The 18418-nt window shown below is 67.6% G+C and carries 14 protein-coding genes; 6 read left to right on the top strand and 8 right to left on the bottom strand.

The window, feature by feature from the left end; translation table 11 throughout:
• Positions 1-493 precede the first annotated feature (493 nt).
• The gene (gene recN, locus LL964_RS15195; protein WP_104587964.1) at positions 494-2158 is read right to left on the bottom strand and encodes a DNA repair protein RecN; all 1665 of its coding nucleotides are present in this window, start codon (positions 2156-2158) and stop codon (positions 494-496) included.
• Positions 2159-2296: 138 nt separating this feature from the next.
• Between recN and hrcA the strand changes: the two genes are divergently transcribed.
• The 6 genes from hrcA to LL964_RS15165 all read left to right on the top strand — a co-directional run bounded on the left by hrcA (position 2297) and on the right by LL964_RS15165 (position 9679).
• A complete protein-coding gene (gene hrcA, locus LL964_RS15190) occupies positions 2297-3328 on the top strand; it encodes a heat-inducible transcriptional repressor HrcA (protein WP_167395370.1) in 1032 nt (343 codons plus the stop codon).
• Positions 3329-3426: 98 nt separating this feature from the next.
• Complete coding sequence (gene grpE / locus LL964_RS15185; protein WP_167395369.1) at positions 3427-3945, top strand: nucleotide exchange factor GrpE; 519 nt, start codon at positions 3427-3429, stop codon at positions 3943-3945.
• Positions 3946-4085: 140 nt separating this feature from the next.
• A complete protein-coding gene (gene dnaK / locus LL964_RS15180; RefSeq protein WP_104587961.1) occupies positions 4086-6011 on the top strand; it encodes a molecular chaperone DnaK in 1926 nt (641 codons plus the stop codon).
• 160 nt (positions 6012-6171) lie between these two features.
• A complete protein-coding gene (dnaJ, locus tag LL964_RS15175; protein ID WP_104587960.1) occupies positions 6172-7296 on the top strand; it encodes a molecular chaperone DnaJ in 1125 nt (374 codons plus the stop codon).
• Between the two features lie 350 nt (positions 7297-7646).
• Positions 7647-8555, top strand: coding sequence for a pyridoxal kinase (gene pdxY / locus LL964_RS15170; protein WP_104587958.1), 909 nt, complete (start codon positions 7647-7649; stop codon positions 8553-8555).
• Positions 8552-9679 carry a prephenate dehydrogenase gene (locus tag LL964_RS15165; protein ID WP_104587957.1) on the top strand — a complete coding sequence of 376 codons (1128 nt, stop codon included), beginning with the start codon at positions 8552-8554 and terminating at the stop codon, positions 9677-9679. The genes pdxY and LL964_RS15165 overlap by 4 nt, the downstream gene beginning before the upstream one ends.
• A gap of 283 nt (positions 9680-9962) precedes the next feature.
• Here the strand turns inward: LL964_RS15165 and LL964_RS15160 are convergent, their stop codons facing one another.
• The 7 genes from LL964_RS15160 to LL964_RS15130 form a co-directional block, all read right to left on the bottom strand.
• Complete coding sequence (locus LL964_RS15160; RefSeq protein WP_104587956.1) at positions 9963-10157, bottom strand: hypothetical protein; 195 nt, start codon at positions 10155-10157, stop codon at positions 9963-9965.
• A 314-nt stretch (positions 10158-10471) separates the two neighbouring features.
• Positions 10472-11875, bottom strand: a complete 1404-nt coding sequence (locus tag LL964_RS15155; RefSeq protein WP_104587955.1) for a TolC family protein — start codon at positions 11873-11875, stop codon at positions 10472-10474.
• Positions 11872-12957, bottom strand: a complete 1086-nt coding sequence (locus LL964_RS15150) for an efflux RND transporter periplasmic adaptor subunit (RefSeq protein WP_104587954.1) — start codon at positions 12955-12957, stop codon at positions 11872-11874. The genes LL964_RS15155 and LL964_RS15150 overlap by 4 nt, the downstream gene beginning before the upstream one ends.
• Entirely contained in the window at positions 12941-14629 is a 1689-nt protein-coding gene (locus LL964_RS15145; RefSeq protein ID WP_104587953.1) for an ATP-binding cassette domain-containing protein, read from the bottom strand. The genes LL964_RS15150 and LL964_RS15145 overlap by 17 nt, the downstream gene beginning before the upstream one ends.
• Before the next feature lie 88 nt (positions 14630-14717).
• Positions 14718-15617, bottom strand: a complete 900-nt coding sequence (locus LL964_RS15140) for a hydrogen peroxide-inducible genes activator (protein ID WP_104587952.1) — start codon at positions 15615-15617, stop codon at positions 14718-14720.
• A gap of 89 nt (positions 15618-15706) precedes the next feature.
• A complete protein-coding gene (locus LL964_RS15135; protein WP_104587951.1) occupies positions 15707-17476 on the bottom strand; it encodes an ABC transporter transmembrane domain-containing protein in 1770 nt (589 codons plus the stop codon).
• Entirely contained in the window at positions 17473-18075 is a 603-nt protein-coding gene (locus LL964_RS15130) for an IMPACT family protein (protein ID WP_167395368.1), read from the bottom strand. The genes LL964_RS15135 and LL964_RS15130 overlap by 4 nt, the downstream gene beginning before the upstream one ends.
• Between the last annotated feature and the right edge of the window lie 343 nt (positions 18076-18418).

The following is an 18418-nucleotide window of genomic DNA, read 5'->3' as shown; positions in this document are numbered from 1 at the left end:
CGCTTCTCCCGCTGGCGGGAGAAGGTGGCGCGCAGCGCCGGATGAGGGAGGGGCAACACCGTTTGCGCTTGTCGCGCCTTTGCTGGTCGCCTCGCAGCAATGCTGCCCCCATCCGCCCTTCGGGCACCTTCCCCCGCGGGTGGGAAAGGGGGCGGTGGGTGGTCAGTTGCAGTTCGATCGAGAGATCACGCGCAGCCAGGCATCGCTTCTCCCGCTGGCGGGAGAAGGTGGCGCGCAGCGCCGGATGAGGGAGGGGCAACACCGTTTGCGCTTGTCGCGCGTGTGCTGGTCGCCTCGCAGCAATGTTGCCCCCATCCGCCCTTCGGGCACCTTCCCCCGCAGGCGGGGGAAGGGAGCGAGGCTGATGCCCCCGCGGGCGGATGAAGGGAGCGAGGCTGATGGGCGAGGGGCAGTCCTCGGATGGCGGTCCTCGGTGTGTCAGGGTGGTCCCGGTCGGTCAGACTGCCGCAGGGCCCGTCGCTGCCGTCCCCGGTCAGGCGCTCTGCAGTAGCTTGCGCGCGGCCGCGCGGGCTTCCTTGCTGACTTCCACCCCGCCGAGCATGCGCGCGAGTTCTTCCTGGCGTGCCTGCGGGCCGAGGAGTTCGACCGCGCTCTGGGTCATGCCGTCCACCGGCGCCTTGCTGACCCGGTAGTGCGCATGGCCCTTGGCCGCGACCTGCGGCAGATGGGTGACGCACAATACCTGCCGTTCCTCGCCGAGCGCGCGCAGTTTCTGGCCGACGATATCGGCCACTGCGCCGCCGATGCCCGAATCCACTTCGTCGAAGACCATGGTCGGCACGCTGTCCAGGCCAAGTGCGGCCACCTCGATGGCCAGCGAAATGCGCGACAGCTCGCCGCCGGAGGCGACCTTGCGCAAGGCGCGTGGTGGCTGGCCGGCATTGGCGGCGACCAGGAATTCGACGCGCTCGGCGCCGTTGGGATCCGGGCGCAGGCTGTCATGGGGTTGTAGCTGGATCAGGAACTGCCCGCCGCCCATGCCCAGCTCGCCGATCAGCGCGGTCGTGGCCGCCGACAAGGCGTCGGCGGCATCGGCGCGGCCGGCACTCAGGACGGCCGCGGCGCTGCGCCAGGCCTCGGTGGCGGTGGCGATGTGCTTGTCCAACTGCTGCAGGCGCTCGTCTGCGCCGCGCAGGCTCTCGACCTCGGCGCTCAGATGGTCGCGGTGCGCGGCCAGCGCATCCGGGGCCACGCGGTGCTTGCGGGCCAGGTCGTGCAGGCGGCCGAGACGCCGTTCCATGGCCTCGAACTGGGCCGGGTCGGCGTCCAGGTCGTCGCGCACGCGGTCCAGCAGGGCCAGCGCTTCTTCGATCTGGATGACGGCGCTGTCCAGCAGCGCGTCCACCTCGCCCAAGCGCGGTTCGTGCTCGGCCACGCGCGCCAGATCGTGGCGGCTGTCCTGCAGCAAGCCCAGGGCCGAGGCCCCGTCGTCACCGTTGAGCTGCCGGGCCACGCTGTCGCAGGCGCCGATCAAGGCCGTGGCATGCGCCTGGCGGCGGTGGTTGATGTCCAGTGCCGCGATCGCCGCCGGATCCAGGTCTTCACGTTCCAGTTCGGCCAGCTGGTGCTCCAGAAAGCCGATGCGGTCGGAGACATCGCCTTGCGCCGCCAGTGCGTCGCGTTCGTCCAGCAGCGCCTGCCAGCGCTGGCTGGCCTGGCGCACCTGTTCGCGCTGCGCGCTGTTGCGGGCATAGGCATCGAGCAGGGCGAGCTGGCTGTGGCGGGCCATCAGGGCCTGGTGCTCATGCTGGCCGTGGATCTCCACCAGCCGCGCCGCGAGCTCGGCCAGTTGCGAGGAGGTGACCGGGCGGCCGTTGATCCAGGCGCGCGAGCCGCCGTCGGCACGGATGATTCGGCGCAGCTGGCACTGGGCATCGTCGTCGAGCTCGTTGTCGGCCAGCCAGCGCAGCCCGGGATGCTCGGCCGGCAACTGGAATTCGGCCGACAGCTCGGCGCGGTCGGCGCCATGGCGCACCACGCCGCTGTCGGCGCGCAGGCCGGACAGGAAGCCCAGCGCGTCCACCATCAGCGACTTGCCGGCGCCGGTCTCGCCCGACACCACGGTCATGCCCGGCCCGAATTCCAGTTCGGTGGCGCGGACGACGGCGAAATCCTTGATCGAGAGATGTCTGAGCATGGGGATGGGCGTGAATGCGTTAGGGAAGCTTAGGGCAGGAGGGCGCGGGCAGGGAGTCGGGCGCTTGCCATCCCTGGGGCCAGACATTATCTATGCCCAGTCTCACCGGATGATCCCATGCGCGCGTCCCAGTCCCCAATGCTCGACCCCCGCGCCCGGCAGTTGCTGCGCACGCTGATCGCGCGCTACATCCGCGACGGCGAGCCGGTGGGCTCCAAGACGCTGGCCCGGCATGCCGGGCTGGACGTGAGCCCGGCCACCATCCGCAACATCCTGGCCGACCTGGAAGACGTGGGCCTGCTCAGTTCCCCGCATACCTCCGCCGGCCGTGTGCCCACCGCGCATGGCTACCGGGTGTTCGTGGACAGCCTGGTGCAGATGCAGCCACCGGGCGAAGACGAAGTGCGCCGCCTGCGCGCGGAGCTGGCCAGCGGCAACGGGACCCAGTCGCTGCTCGGCAGCGCCTCGCAGATGCTGTCGGCGATGAGCCACTTCGTCGGCGTGGTCAGCGCGCCGCGGCGCGAGCAGTTCGCGTTCCGGCACATCGATTTCGTGCCGCTGGATGCGCGGCGGGTGCTGGCGATCCTGGTGTTCGCCGACAACGAGGTGCAGAACCGGGTGATCGAGCCGCGCCGGGCCTACGAGCCGGCCGAGCTGGAACGGGTGGCCAACTATCTCAACGCACAGTTTGCCGGGCGCGCGCTGGCGGACATCCGCGCCAGCCTGTTGCGCGAGCTGCGCACGGCCAAGAACGAGATGGAGCAACTGCTGGCGCACAGCGTGGACCTGGCCAGCGAAGCCCTGGTGCCCGCTGCCGGCGAGGACATGGTGATGGCCGGTCAGACCCGGCTGATGGGGGTGCAGGACCTGTCGGATCTGGACCGCCTGCGCGAGCTGTTCGAGGCCTTCGCCAGCAAGCGCGAGATCCTGCAGCTGCTCGAACGCACCATCCAGGCGCCGGGCGTGCGCATCTTCATCGGCGAGGAAACCGGCATGGTCTCGCTGGAAGACGTCTCTCTGGTCACCGCGCCGTATGCGGCCGGCGGGCAGGTACTGGGCGTGCTGGGGGTGATCGGCCCCAAACGCATGGCCTACGACCGGGTGATCCCGCTGGTGCAGACCGCCGCCCAGGTGCTGGGTGCGGCGATGGAGCCGCCCGGCGCGCGATAACCGATGGCGATCGGTGCGATCGCTTGCTTGAAACGCGCGCCGGCGCCCACATACGGGGTGACGTTGGGGCGGGCGTTCCGCTTGCCCGGGAACTGCACATGACTCAAGACCACCCCGAATTCGACTCCGAAGACCTGTCCCAGAACCCGCCCGAGACCGATCCGCTCAAGGCCGAGATCGAGTCGTTGCGAAGCGAGATCGCCCTGGTCAAGGCCGACGCCCTGCGCGAACGCGCGGATCTGGAAAACCAGCGCAAGCGCATCGCGCGCGATGTGGAAAACGCCCGCAAGTTCGCCAACGAGAAGCTGCTGGGCGAGTTGCTGCCGGTGTTCGACAGCCTGGATGCAGGGCTGACCGCCGCCGGCAGCCAACCCAGCCCGCTGCGCGACGGTCTGGACATGACCTACAAGCAATTGCTCAAGGTCGCCGCCGACAACGGCCTGACCCTGCTCGACCCGGTCGGCCAGCCGTTCAATCCGGACCAGCACCAGGCGATCAGCCAGGGCGAGGCCGAGGGCGTCGCGCCGGGCCATATCGTGCAGGTCTTCCAGAAGGGCTATCTGCTCAACGATCGCCTGCTGCGTCCGGCCCTGGTGGTCGTGGCCAAGCACGACTGAGCGCAGCGCCGGCTGAACTGCCAGGCGCACGGATGAAACACAGATGCGCACAGGTGGCTTGAACACCTGCGCGCCACCCCCACATCTCAGCCAGACCCGGCGTCGCCGGACACAGCTAAAGACTCATCAGGAGCGTATCCATGGGCAAGATCATTGGTATTGACCTCGGCACCACGAACTCGTGCGTGGCGATCATGGACGGCGGCAAGGCCCGCGTCATCGAAAATTCCGAGGGCGACCGCACCACGCCTTCGATCGTCGCCTACACCAAGGACGGCGAAGTGCTGGTCGGTGCCTCGGCCAAGCGCCAGGCGGTGACCAACCCGAAGAACACCTTCTACGCGGTGAAGCGCCTGATCGGCCGCAAGTTCACCGACGGCGAAGTGCAGAAGGACATCTCCCACGTGCCGTACGGCATCCTGGCGCACGACAACGGCGACGCCTGGGTGCAGACCAGCGATGCCAAGCGCATGGCGCCGCAGGAGATCTCCGCGCGCGTGCTTGAGAAGATGAAGAAGACCGCCGAGGACTTCCTGGGCGAGAAGGTCACCGAAGCGGTGATCACGGTGCCGGCGTACTTCAACGACAGCCAGCGCCAGGCCACCAAGGACGCCGGCCGCATCGCCGGTCTGGACGTCAAGCGCATCATCAACGAGCCGACCGCTGCGGCCCTGGCCTATGGCCTGGACAAGAATGGCGGCGACCGCAAGATCGCCGTGTACGACCTGGGCGGCGGCACCTTCGACGTGTCGATCATCGAAATCGCCGAAGTCGACGGCGAGAAGCAGTTCGAAGTGCTGGCCACCAATGGCGACACCTTCCTGGGCGGCGAAGACTTCGACAACCGTGTCATCGAGTACCTGGTCGACGAATTCAACAAGGACCAGGGCATCGACCTGCGCAAGGATCCGCTGGCGCTGCAGCGCCTGAAGGATGCTGCAGAGCGCGCCAAGATCGAGCTGTCGTCCAGCCAGCAGACCGAGGTGAACCTGCCGTACGTCACCGCCGATGCATCGGGCCCGAAGCACCTCAACATCAAGTTGACCCGTGCCAAGCTCGAGGCGCTGGTGGAAGACCTGGTCAAGAAGTCGATCGAGCCGTGCCGCACCGCGTTGAACGACGCCGGCCTGCGCGCCAGCGACATCAACGAAGTGATCCTGGTCGGCGGCCAGACCCGCATGCCGAAGGTGCAGCAGGCGGTTGCCGATTTCTTCGGCAAGGAACCGCGCAAGGACGTCAACCCGGACGAAGCCGTGGCCGTGGGCGCGGCGATCCAGGGCGGCGTGCTGGCCGGCGACGTCAAGGACGTGCTGCTGCTGGACGTGACCCCGCTGTCGCTGGGTATCGAGACCATGGGCGGCGTGTTCACCAAGATCATCGAAAAGAACACCACCATCCCGACCAAGGCTTCGCAGACCTTCTCCACCGCCGAGGACAACCAGTCGGCCGTGACCGTGCACGTGCTGCAGGGTGAGCGCGAGCAGGCCCGCTTCAACAAGTCGCTGGCCAAGTTCGACCTGTCCGGCATCGAGCCGGCGCCGCGCGGCATGCCGCAGGTGGAAGTGTCCTTCGATATCGACGCCAACGGCATCCTGCACGTGTCGGCCAAGGACAAGAAGACCAACAAGGAACAGAAGGTCGAGATCAAGGCCGGTTCGGGCCTGTCGGACGAAGAGATCCAGCGCATGGTCGCCGACGCGGAAGCCAACCGCGAAGAGGACAAGAAGTTCCACGAGCTGGTGCAGACCCGCAACCAGGCCGATGGCCTGATCCACGCCACCCGTACCGCGATCACCGAGCATGGCAGCAAGGTCGGTGGCGATGTGATCGGCAAGGTGGAAGCGGCGCTGGCCGACCTGGAAACCGCCATGAAGGGCGACGACAAGGCGCAGATCGAAGCGCGTAGCAAGACCCTGGAAGAGGCCGGCCAGTCGCTGTACGCAGCGGCCGCTGCGGCAGAGCAGGGCGGTGGTGCCGATGCGGCCAGTGGCAATGCGCAGGCCTCCAAGGCTGCCGACGACGTGGTGGACGCCGAGTTCACCGAGGTCAAGGACGACAAGAAGTAAGCCGTGATTTGGGAGTCGGGAATGGGGATCGGCAAGCGCTAAAGCTTGCCGATCCCCGTCCCGATATCCTCTACGCGTCGCGTCGCCAAGGCGGACCAGCGCACGCTGTCCGCTTTCGCGTTTCAACGAATCTCGAATCACGAATCACGAATCCCGGCTTATGAGCAAACGCGATTACTACGAAGTGCTGGGCGTTGCCCGTGGCGCCAGCGACGACGAGCTGAAAAAGGCGTATCGGCGGTGTGCCATGAAGCACCATCCCGATCGCAATCCTGGCGACGCTGCCGCCGAAGCGGCGTTCAAGGAATGCAAGGAAGCCTACGAAGTGCTGTCAGATGGCAACAAGCGGCGTGCCTACGACGCGCACGGCCATGCGGCGTTCGAGCATGGCATGGGCGGTGGTGGCGCGGGTGGCCCGGACATGGGCGATATCTTCGGCGATATCTTCGGAAACATTTTCGGCGGTGGCGCCGCCGGTCCGCGCGCTGCGCGACGCGGTGCCGACGTCGGTTACGTACTGGAACTGGATCTGGAAGAAGCCGTCGCCGGCCTCGAGCGGCGCATCGAGATCCCCACGCTGGTGGAATGCGCGCCCTGCCATGGCAGCGGCTCGGAAGACGGCAAGGTGGAGACCTGCGGCACCTGCCATGGTCGCGGCCAGGTGCGCATCCAGCGCGGCATCTTCGCCATGCAGCAGAGCTGCCCGCATTGCGACGGACGCGGCACGCTGATCCAGAATCCCTGCAAGACCTGCCGCGGTGCTGGCCGGGTGGAAGAAAACAAGGTGCTGTCGATCAAGGTGCCGGCCGGCGTGGATACCGGCGACCGCATCCGTCTGGCTGGCGAAGGCGAAGCCGGCCCGGCCGGCACGCCGCCGGGCGATCTGTATGTGGAAGTGCGCGTGCGCGAGCATGCGATTTTCCAGCGCGATGGCGACGATCTGCATTGCGAGGTGCCGATCCGTATCTCGCAGGCGGCGCTCGGCGACACCGTGCGTGTGGCTACGCTGGGCGGTGAGGCGGAGATCCGCATCCCGGCCGAGACCCAGACCGGCAAGTTGTTCCGCCTGCGCGGCAAGGGCGTGCGTTCGGTGCGTAGCCGCAGCGAGGGCGATCTGTATTGCCGCGTCGTGGTGGAGACCCCGGTCAACCTGACCGCCGACCAGCGCGAGTTGCTGCAGCAATTCGAAGCGACCTTCACCGGTGAGGATGCCCGCAAGCATTCACCCAAATCGGCCACCTTCATCGATGGCGTCAAGGGTTTCTGGGACCGCATGACGTCCTGAGGCAGGGAATCGGGAGTCGGGATCGGGCAATCGCAAGGGCGGCATGGCCGGGCCCGCCGGGATGGTGCGCCGTCGTGGCGATCCGGGATGCGCGGGAGCGGATGTCGGCTCCCGAATGCCCGGAAAGTTGCACGATTGGAGCGAGGTTCTCCAGACGGATGCCGGCCCAGGGGCCGGCATCTGCGTTCTTGCGGCAGGAGTTCCCGCAGATCGGAGGCGATATCGGTTGCTGCCAGCGCACGGACCGGTCCAGCGAAGACCGGCCTGGCCGCGATGTACGTAGGGGCGAGCGGGTGCCGGTCGCATCGATCGAATGCGGGCACGCCGTGGCGCTGGCGTAAGATGCTGCGATGAACAATGCCCCCGATAGTCATCTGGTCCACGGACGCCGCCAGCGCCCGGATGGTCCTGCGCCGGTCGATGTGATTTCGGTGCAATCGCAACTGGTCTATGGCCATGCCGGCAACAGCGCGGCCGTGCCGCCACTGCGTGCATTGGGCCTGCGGGTTGCCGAAGTCCCCACCACCTTGCTGAGCAACGCGCCGTTCTATGCCACCTTGCGTGGCCGCATCCTGCCTGCCGACTGGCTGGCCGACCTGTTGCTCGGCGCCAGCGAGCGCGGCCTGCCGCAGCGTGCGCGCATGCTGGTGTCCGGTTACTTCGGCAGCCTGGCCAACGGCGAGGCCTTCGCCGACTGGCTGGAGCAGACCCTGCCGCAGACGCCACAACTGCGTTATTGCCTGGATCCGGTGATCGGCGACACGCACACCGGCCCCTACGTCGAACCGGGCCTGGAGCGCGTGTTCGCCGAGCGCCTGCTGCCGCATGCCTGGCTGGTGACGCCCAACGCCTTCGAACTGGAGCGCTTGACCGGCCTGCCGAGCCTGCAACAGGACGATGCCATCGTGGCCGCACGCGCGCTGCTGGCGCGTGGCCCGCAGTGGGTCCTGGCGCATAGCGTCGCCGGCGGTGCGGGCGAGCTGGTGACGCTGGCGGTCAGCGACACCGCGGTGTATCGCTGGTCCAGCCCGCATCTGCCGGTTGACGTGGCCGGCACCGGCGATGTGCTGATGGCCTTGCTGATCGGGTTTCTGTTGCGCGATGTGCCGTTCGAGCAGGCGGTGGGCCACGCGCTCGGCGGCGTGCATGCTGCGCTGGAGGCCACGCTGGCAGCAGGTGTCGAGGAGTTCGATGTGTTGGCGGCCGCGCCGGCAACGCTTGCCGCCGCGTCGCGCTTCGCGGTCGAGCGGCTGGCATGATCGCTCAGCCGGTGGTCGGGATCGTCGGCAGTGCCGGCGCCTATGGGCGATGGCTGGCGCAGTTCCTGCGCACGCGTCTGCAGTTGCAGGTGATCGGCTTCGACCCGGCCGACGTCGGGAGCATGGACGAGCTCACGCTGGCGCAGCAGGCGGATGTGCTGATCTTCTCGGCGCCGATCCGCCACACTGCGGAAGTGATACGACGCTATGTCGCGCTGGCCGGTGACCGTGCGGCGTCGCAGTTGTGGATGGACGTCACCTCGATCAAGCAGGCGCCGGTGGCGGCGATGCTGGCCTCGTCGGCCGAGGTGGTCGGTTTGCATCCGATGACCGCGCCGCCCAAATCGCCGACCTTGAAGGGTCGGGTGATGGTGGTCTGCGAGGCACGCCTGCAGCATTGGTCGGGGTGGGTGCGCACGTTGTGCACGGCCTTGCAGGCGCAGTGCGTCCACACCACGCCCGAACACCACGACAGGGTGATGGCGCTGGTGCAGGCGATGGTGCACGCCACCCACCTGGCGCAGGCCGGTACCCTGCGCGACTACGCTCCGTTGCTGGGCGACCTGCAGGCGCTGATGCCCTACCGCTCGGCCTCGTTCGAATTGGACACGGCAGTCATTGCGCGCATCCTTTCGCTCAATCCGGCGATCTACGAGGATATCCAGTTCGGCAATCCGTACGCCGGCGAGATGCTCGATCGGTTGTTGTCGCAGATGCAGCAGCTGCGTGCCCTGGTTGCGCAAGGCGACGACGCGGCGCGTGCGCAGTTCCGCCGTCACTTCCTGCACGACAACGCACAGGCCTTGCAGCAGGACGCGCTGGCCGCAGGCAACTACACCTATGAGCGCGTCGGCTACCTGCTGGCCGATCTCACCGAGCCGCTGACCTTGAGCGTGTACCTGCCGCAGGATGAGCCCGGCTCGCTGCGCGCATTGCTGCATGTCTTCGAACGCCATGGGGTGAATCTGTCTTCCATCCATTCCTCGCGCACGCCGCTGGGCGAGCTGCATTTCCGGATCGGATTCGAGCCGGACAGCGATCGGCAGGCGCTGTCCCGGGCCGCCATCGAGATCGACGACAGCGGGATCGGGCGGGTGCTGGAGCGTTCGGACCGTACTGTGTGAGCTGACGCGAGCGTGGCACCGGGCACCGGCGCGCGAGCCAGCGGACCGACCGTTCCGTAAGAATCTGCTGCCGCTGGCGTCGCTGGCCTGGAAGAGCAAGCCAGCCGGCGTGTAGCAGCAGGCATGCATGTGCAAGTGCAGACCGCCGCGCAGCCGGAGCGCGGCCGCGGATTTCATCCACACCGGGTGTGGATGAAATCTGCACAAGCATGTGGATAACTTCCGCCAGCCGTTGTCGGACAAGGAACTCGGCCGCAGTGATCAAAAAATGACCAGGCAGTCGTCAGGGCGTCGAGAGCTGCAGTTCGCCTCCTTCGGTGACGAAGCGCTGGCCTTGGCGTTGTAGATGGCGGCCGTCGGGGAGCTCGTAGCGCGGCGCAGCCTGTGTGGCGGAGCCGGACGGGTGTTCATCGCGGAATTCGATGATGACGTAGGGTTCGCCATCGGCGCCGATGGCGGGAAACTGCCGGAAAGACATAAGCACCTCCGAAAGAGCCAGGGTTGCCGTGCGGATCGTCTGATCGCACTGCCGGTACCGGACCGGCGCCCCGAGCATGCGCAGGCAGCTGTTATCTAGGCGTCATCGGCGGTACCGATCGGTCGAGTTCGCAAGGCCTGTCCACGATCTGCCGAGGCCTACAAGGCTGGGCGTTCAGCCACCGAGCCCGGTGTACTGCCGCCGGCCACGCGATGACTGCCATGTGCAAGCCGGTTGCTGCACTGTGCGCAGCGGCCCGGGCGACACGGCATGGGCGTACGGCATGGCAGGGAGGTGGCGTTCGCGCGGCTGTTTCAGCGGCTCAGCCGTAACGCGTCGCGGTCTGCGGTCGCCGCTGCCAGCTCTGCACGCGCCGAGGCGATACGGGCCTGCGCATCGATCAGGCGCACGCGGGCATCGTTAGCGGTTTCCTCGCGCTGGTTGACCAGGAAGAAATCGCCCGACCCCAGCTCGAAGCGCCGCCGCTCGGCATCGGCCAAGCGGTCCGCCAGGCTGCGTTCTTCGTCGGCGATCCTGGCCAGCCGCTCGGCCGCCGTGAGCGAGATGACCACCGACTCCACCTCCACCGAGATCTGGTCGCGCAGGAAGCGGCTGCGCTGGTCGAGCGCCTCGATCTCGGCGCGCGCTTCGGCGACGCGGCCTTTGGCAGCCCGGTTCTCCAACGGCACGCTGAAACGGAAGCCGATGATGGCATCGGTCGGCGAACGGTTCGGGCCACCCAGCCCGGGCGGGCCCAGGTCCTTGCTGACCTCGACGCTGACATCCAGGCGCGGTTTCAGGTCGTTCTGCGCCAGCATCAGCCGCGCGGTGGCCTGATCGATGCGCGTCAGCACGGCGCGGTAATCGGGACGTTCCACCGGTGCGGTGATCTTGCTGGCTCCGGCCAGCCCCTCCAGGGCCGACGTATCGGCCGGCAGGCGCTCGGCGGTGACGATCAGCGGCATGCCGGCGTCGTCGCGCAGATACAGCGACAAGCTGTTGGCCGCACTGGCGAACTCCTGCTCCGAGCGCACCACCAGTGCGCGGCGGCGCACCAGGTTCTGGTCGTTCTCGGTCAACAGGATGGTCGGCCGGGCTCCCAGCGTCACCTGCCGGGAGATCGCGTTGCGGCGGCGCTCGGCCAGCTCCAGCAGGTCCCTGTAGGCGCGTAGCTTCAGGCCGGCCGCCACCCAGCTCTGGTAGGCATCGATGGCGCGGCGCTGGACGCCGATGGCCACCATCTCGGCTTCGTACTGGGCCACGTTGATGTCGGCACTGGCCACGCTGCGACGGGTGCGGCGTTCGTCCACCACGCGATCGCGCAGCAGCGCATACAGCGCGCCGACTTTCACCTCGCCACCGCGGTCGGTGTAGGACTTGTCTTCGTAAATCGGGAAATCGCCACGCGAGGAGCGGTAGCCGCCGTAGTAATAGCCGCCGTTGCTCTCGAACGGCCGTTTGACGCCGCTTTCGATCGTGCTGCCGTCGTAATAGCCGGCCTCGCGCGAGCGACCTTCGATGTCGAACACGGTATCGAAGGCACCATCGGCCGAGATGCCCTTGCCCTCGGCCTGGCGAACCTTTGCCAGCGCTTCGACGATCTGCGGCGCCGAACGCGCCGAGGACTGCAGCACTTCGTCCAGGGTGAGCGGCGCGGACTGGGCGAACGCCGCACCGGAGCAGAGTGCGATCAACAGGACGGCAAGACGCTGCATCATTTCTTGCCCGTCGCGTCGTCTTCGGCCTTGCCGGCGGCGGCTTTGGCCTTGCCATCTTCCTGCATCGACGCTGCGGGGCGCTGGCCGAACTCCAGCGGGAAGTTGTTGAGCTGGCGCCACAGTTCGTAGCCCACCTTCACCGTCTCGCCCTGCACCCAGCCGCGCACCTTTCCGCCCTGGCGGGCGAATTCCTGGGCCGGCCATGCCGGTTTGCCGGGTGCCGGTTCCACCAGGATGCGGAACACGCCATCGGGGGCGGCGTTGGGATCGATGGCGCGCACGCGGCCGTCGAACATTCCGTGCGCCACCGAAGGCCAGCCGCTGAACTGGATCGCCGGCCAGCCTTCGAATTCCAGCCGCACCGGGCGGCCCGGACGGATCAGCGGTACGTCGCGGCCATCGATGTACAGTTCGACCGCGCGTTCCACGCGTTCGGGGGCGATCACCGCCAACACCGTGCCTGGCGAGACCATCGCGCTGCCGCTGGCAGCGTTGAGTTGTTGCACGCGACCGTCGCGAGGCGCGCGCACCAGCTGGGCGGACTGGCGATTCAACTGGATGTCGATGCGGGTGAGCTTGGCGCGCGACTCCGCCAGCTTGGCATCGGCCTCGGCAACCTTGATCTGAGTCAACTCGTAGTCGCGACGGCCGGCCAGGCCTTCGGCGAGCAATTGCCGGCTGCGTTCCACGTCGATGCTGGCGACCGCACGCGATTGCTGGATGGCCGTGATCTCGGCCTGCACCTGCGCACGTTCGCTGGCGAGCCGGGTGAGCAGGTCCGGATCCAGATCGCCCACCCGGGCGATCGGATCGCCCTTGGAGACGTGCTGGCCATCGTGGACGTACCAACGCTCGACCCGGCCAGGAACGAAGGCGGTGACCTGCTGTTGGCGATCGTCGGGATCCAGCGCCACCACCTGGCCCTTGCCGCTGGCGGTCTGCACCCAGGGAACCAGCGCCAGGATGGCGCCGCAGAGGACGATGCCGATCAGCAGCATCCACGCCAGCGCCTTGGCGATGCTGGGCGGGCGCATGGCCGCCAGCGTGGGGAAGTGCATGACGCGGTCAGCGGCGTACGGCATTGCCTGCCTCCTGCGCGGATGCGATCAGTTCGGCCCGCGTGGCGTAGCGTTGCTGGTGTCCGGGTGCCAGGCGGAACCAGCCATCCAGCGTGATGTCTTCCGGGCGGCCGGTGCAGAGCAACACCGTGGTTCCGGCGTCCTTGAGCCGGCGCAGCGCGGCGGTCAGGTGTTCGGTGGGAATGAGGTCGAACAACTGCGACAGCATCAGTACCCGTGGCCGTACCAGCAAGGCATTGGCCAGCTTGAGTCCCATCACATCGCCGATCCACAGCGGGTAGCCCGAAGCGGCCAGGCGCGTATCCAGGCCCTGTGGAAGCGCGGCGATGCGTGCCCGCAGTCCCACCGCATCGATCGCTTCGAGCATGGCCTCGGAACTGACGTCCGGCGATGCCATCGACAGGTACTCGCGGATGGTGACTTCCACGATGCTGGGGCGATCGAGCACCGTCACTTCCGAACGCAGCAGATACATGTCGAAGGTCGCCATGTCCGCGCCGCCCACCATCACCAGCCCGCGCTCCGGGACCGCGTGGCGCTTGAGCACCATCGCCAGCAGGCGCTCGGCGCCGCCGGACGCCAAGGTGACCAATTGCTCACCGGCTTCCAGCGCGAAATCGAAGCGCGCACCTTCGATCACCACCCCATCCAGCCGCACTGCGCTGTTGTTAGGGGTCTTGCCGGGCACCGCCACCGCGCGCTCCTGCGGAATGGCGTACAGCAGCGACAATTCCTCGGCGCTGGCGACCAGGTCGTAGAACGTATCGAGATAGGCGCCGAGTTGAGCAATGCCATAGAACACCGCGCTCAGGATCAGCTCGGCGGCGACCAATTGGCCGATCGACAACTCTCCGCGCAGGATCAGGCTGCCGCCCAGGGCCAGCAGTGCTGCACTGGCCACCGCATAGGTCAGCAGGAAGGCCAGGGTCTGGGTGAAGGTGTAGCGGAAATGGCGGCGGTGGCGTTCGACGTAGGCGGCAGTCACCGCTTCGGAGCGGTCCATCGCGAAGTTGAGGTGGCGGCTGGACTTGTAGAAGCCGTTCGAGCCGCCGACGCTCTCGAGCCAGTGCGCGGCATTGTGCTTGGCATGGCTCAACTCGACTGCGGTGCGGATGGAACCGCGCGACCAGATCATCCAGATCGAGAAGATGACCAGCAGCAGCAGCGCATTGAAGGCCAGGAAGAACGGATGATAGAAACTGGTGACGATCAGGCCCACCGCCGACTGCAGCACGATGGTGAAGGCAGCGATCGCCAGGCTGGGCACGGCCTTCTGCACCACCACCAGATCGAAGTAGCGGTTGAACATGTCGTTGCGGTTCTGATCGGCGAAGAACGGGTTCTGGGCATGTACCGCCCGTACCGTGATCTCCGCCACCACTCGCGCGAACAGCCGGCGCTCGAACAGCGCCATGACCCACACCCGCATTGCACTCAGACCCGCCACCAGCAGCAACAGGCCCAGCAACAGGCCCGACAGCGTCCATAGCGGGGTGGGCAAGGCGATGTTGGCGACGCTGTTGATCAGCAATTGCACCGAAATGGGGGTGGCCAGCGACAGCAGGCTGATTGCGACGCCGTACACCAGGGTCAGGCGCACATACGGCATGTCCGGCCCGACGATTTCCGCCAGCCAGCCCGCTGCCTGCCGCCATCCGATCTGCTTTGCCGCCATGTACCTTCCACTGTTGATTTCAAACAAGCATTGACGAGTTGCGGCATCAGGACAAGGCCGAACCGCTTATCCATTGCATAGGATTTTCCTATGCAGCCGCCGCACGCAGCAAGTCGGCGATCAGGCCGAACGCGGGCGCGCGGCCGGCGCCCTGTCGCCAGAGCAGGCCGATTTCCCTGTAATAGCGCCCTCCCTTGATGGGACGTACCACCACATCGTCGCCCTCGCGGATTTCCTGGCGCACGTACAGGTCCGGCAACAAGGCCAGCCCCATGCCCATGCCGGCCATCTGTCGGATCGCATCCAGACTGGTTCCTTCGTAATCGCGCAGGACGTTCGCGCCGACATCCACCGCGATCGCGCCGATCTGTTCGGCCAGGCGGTATTCCGGCATCAGCGTCAGCAGGTTGGCGCCGCGCAGGTCGGCCGGGGTGATATGGCGTTTGCTGCGCAACGGATGATCGGCGGCCATGGTCACGTGCAAGGGCTCGCGGAATAGCCGTTCGCTGTGCAGATTGCGCCCGGCAACCGGTAGCTGCGCCAGCACCAGATCGTGCACGCCATTGGCCAGGTCGTTGGCGAGCACGGTCGGCAGGCCTTCGCGCACATGCACGCGCAGGGCAGGGTGCTCGCGGTGCAGGCGCGCCACCAGGCTGGGCATCAGGTACGCGCCCAGCGTCGGCGAGACGCCGAGCCGGATGGTGCCGAGCAAGGGATCGGCCGAGCTCGCGCGCAGCTCCTCCAGATCGGCGACATCGAGCAGGATGCTGCGCGCGCGGTCGCGCAGGTCGCGGCCCAGCGGGGTCAGGATGGCAGGCACGCCGCGTTCGAACAGCGCCGTGCCGATGATGGCTTCCAGCCCGCGGATCTGCTGCGACAACGACGGCTGCGATACTCCCATCTGCTCGGCCGCACGGGTGAAACTGCCGGTCTCGGCCAGGGCCACGAAGTAACTGAGCTGGCGCAGCGTGAGTCTGGGGCGGGGCATGGGCGCAGCGGTGCAGGGAAAGGGAGGGCGCAGCATCGTCGCCAAGGCGGTGAACGGACCGTGTCGGCCGTCGGCGCCTCGGCCGGGCATCACTGATCGATGAACTGCAGTCGCGCCAGTTCCGCGTACAGGCCGCCTTCGGCGATCAGCTGCGCGTGCGTGCCCTGCGCCACGATGCGGCCGGCATCCATCACCACGATGCGGTCGGCCTTGAGCACGGTGGCCAGACGGTGCGCGATCACCAGAGTGGTGCGGCCCTGCATCAGCCGGTCCAGCGCCTGCTGCACGGCGCGCTCGCTCTGCGCGTCCAGCGCGCTGGTCGCCTCGTCCAACAGCAGGATCGGTGCATCCTTGAGCAGCGCGCGCGCGATCGCGATGCGTTGCTGCTGTCCGCCGGACAGCCGGGTGCCGCGTTCGCCCAGTTCGCTGGCGTAGCCGTGTGGCAGTGCACGGATGAAGCCATCGGCCTCGGCGGCTGCTGCCGCGGCTTCGACCTCTGCGTCGGTGGCCTGCAGCCGCCCGTAGCGGATGTTGTCGGCGGCACTGGCGGCGAACAGGGTGGGCTGCTGCGGTACCAGCGCAATATGCTCGCGCAGCCGCACCGGATCGGTGTCGCGCAGATCCACTTCGTCGACGCGCACGCGGCCGCTCAGCGGGTCGTGGAAGCGCAGCAGCATCGACAGCACCGTGCTCTTGCCGGCGCCGGAAGGGCCGACCAGCGCCACGGTTTCGCCGGGGCTGACATGCAGGTCGAAACCGTCCAGCGCCGGCGCATCCGGGCGTTGCGGATAATGGAAGACCACCTTGTCGAAGTGGATCGCGCCATGCAGCGGCTGCGGCAGCGCCGTGGGCGTGGCCGGGGCGACGATGACCGGCTGCTCGTCGAGCAGTTCGCCCACCCGGCCCATGCCGCCGGCGGCACGTTGCAACTCGTTCCAGACCTCGGCCAGTGCGCCCACCGAGCCGCCGCCGATCAGCGCATACAACACGAACTGTCCCAGCGTGCCGGGGGTCATGCGTCCGGAGACCACATCGTGCGCGCCCAGCCACAACACCGCGACGATGGCGCCGAAGATCAGCACGATCGCCACCGCCGTCACCGCAGCCTGGGTGCGGATCCGCACGCGGGCGGTGTCGATGGCGGCGAACAAGGCCTGACTGAAACGCTGGCTTTCGTAGCGCTCGCGCGCATGTGCCTGTACGGTGCGTACCGCGCCCAGGGTCTCGGCGGCCAGCGTATTGGCGTCGGCCACGCGGTCCTGGCTGGCGCGCGAGATCTTCTGCAGCCGGCGCGCGCCCAGCACGATCGGCAACACCGCCAACGGAATGCCGATCAGGGTGAAGCCGGCCAGCCGTGGGCTGGTGACGAACAGCATCACCATGCTGCCGATGACCGTGACCGAGCTGCGCAACGCCACCGACATGGTGGTGCCGATCAGCCCGCGCAGCAGTTCGCTGTCGGCCGACAGTCGCGACACCAGTTCGCCGCTGCGGCTACGGTCGTGAAAGCCCGCATCCAGCCCGATCAGATGCGCGTACAGGCGGCCGCGCAGATCGGCAACGACCTTTTCGCCCAATAGCGAGACGAAATAGAAACGTGCCGCCGTGGCCAGCGCCAGCACCACCGCCACCGCGAACAGCAACGCGAACGCCTGGTTGATCTGCGCACCGCCGGAGAAGCCGTGGTCGATCATGCGCTTGACTGCGGCCGGCAGGCTCAGCGTGGCTGCCGAGGACACTGCCAATGCGATCAGCCAGGCGGCGAACAACCCGCGCTGGCGCCGCACGAACGGCCACAGGGTGCGCAGGCTGCCAAGCTTCCGCAACGGATTGGGCCTGGCGGCGGCTGGCTGATTCATGCGGCTTCCGGCATTGAGAGATGGACACGATTGCGAGTGGCGTCGCACAGGCGGGTTTTCAAGCCGGCAAGCCGATCTGCCTGCACTTGTACGCACAGCGCTGCGCCATCGGCATCGAAGCGCTCATCGAGCTTGTCGGCCTGGAACGCGGCAAGGGCCGCATGTACCAGGCCCAGGTCGTCGAACTGGCAGCGCAGATCGAGCCGCGTCGAGGCAATCAATGGCCGCCGCGTCGCCAGCCGCAGGCACTCGGCCGCGGTTCCGCCGTAGGCACGCACCAGGCCGCCGGCGCCGAGCTTGATGCCGCCATACCAACGCGTGACCACGACCACCACGCGATCGAAGCCCTGACCATCGATGGCCGCCAGGATCGGCCGTCCCGCAGTGCCGCTGGGTTCGCCGTCGTCGCTGGAGCGATAGTCCTGCTCGAAGCGGTAGGCCCAGCAATTGTGGGTGGCATCGGGTACCGCCACGTCCTGCACGATGGCCAGCGCCTGCTGCGCAGACTCCAGCGCACAGGCGGTCGCCACGAAGCGACTGTGCTTGATCTCCAGGCTGTGGTGCGCGTCAGCGGCAAGGGTATCGGGCATCGCGGTCATTCTATGCGAAGCGGTGTGGCACGCCGTGGCGGGGGATGCGAGGTGGTGCGGCCATTTCGACTTCGACCGGCCACGGTGCAGCGGCGCAGGCGAGCATGTCGGCGCCTCTGGTCCGGGCGCGGCGATCGCCGGGTCGTGACTGGATAACGGGCGAGGACAACGGCGGCCAACAGGACGTAGCGAAGCGATCGCCGGAGGGGCGTGGACCGCGCAGCTGGAAAAGGGATGTACAAGTGGCCGATGCCGACTGGGAGTGCCGCCGCACCGGCCTGGTGGTTGCGCAGTCGTCTCGCCGGCTGCCCCAGGTCGCTGTTCGCGCCGTGCGCTGCCGGCCCGGGGGTAT

It is taken from the genome of Xanthomonas melonis, from assembly GCF_020783655.1.
Classification (GTDB): domain Bacteria; phylum Pseudomonadota; class Gammaproteobacteria; order Xanthomonadales; family Xanthomonadaceae; genus Xanthomonas; species Xanthomonas melonis.
This window is presented reverse-complemented; position numbering and strand designations above follow the sequence as displayed.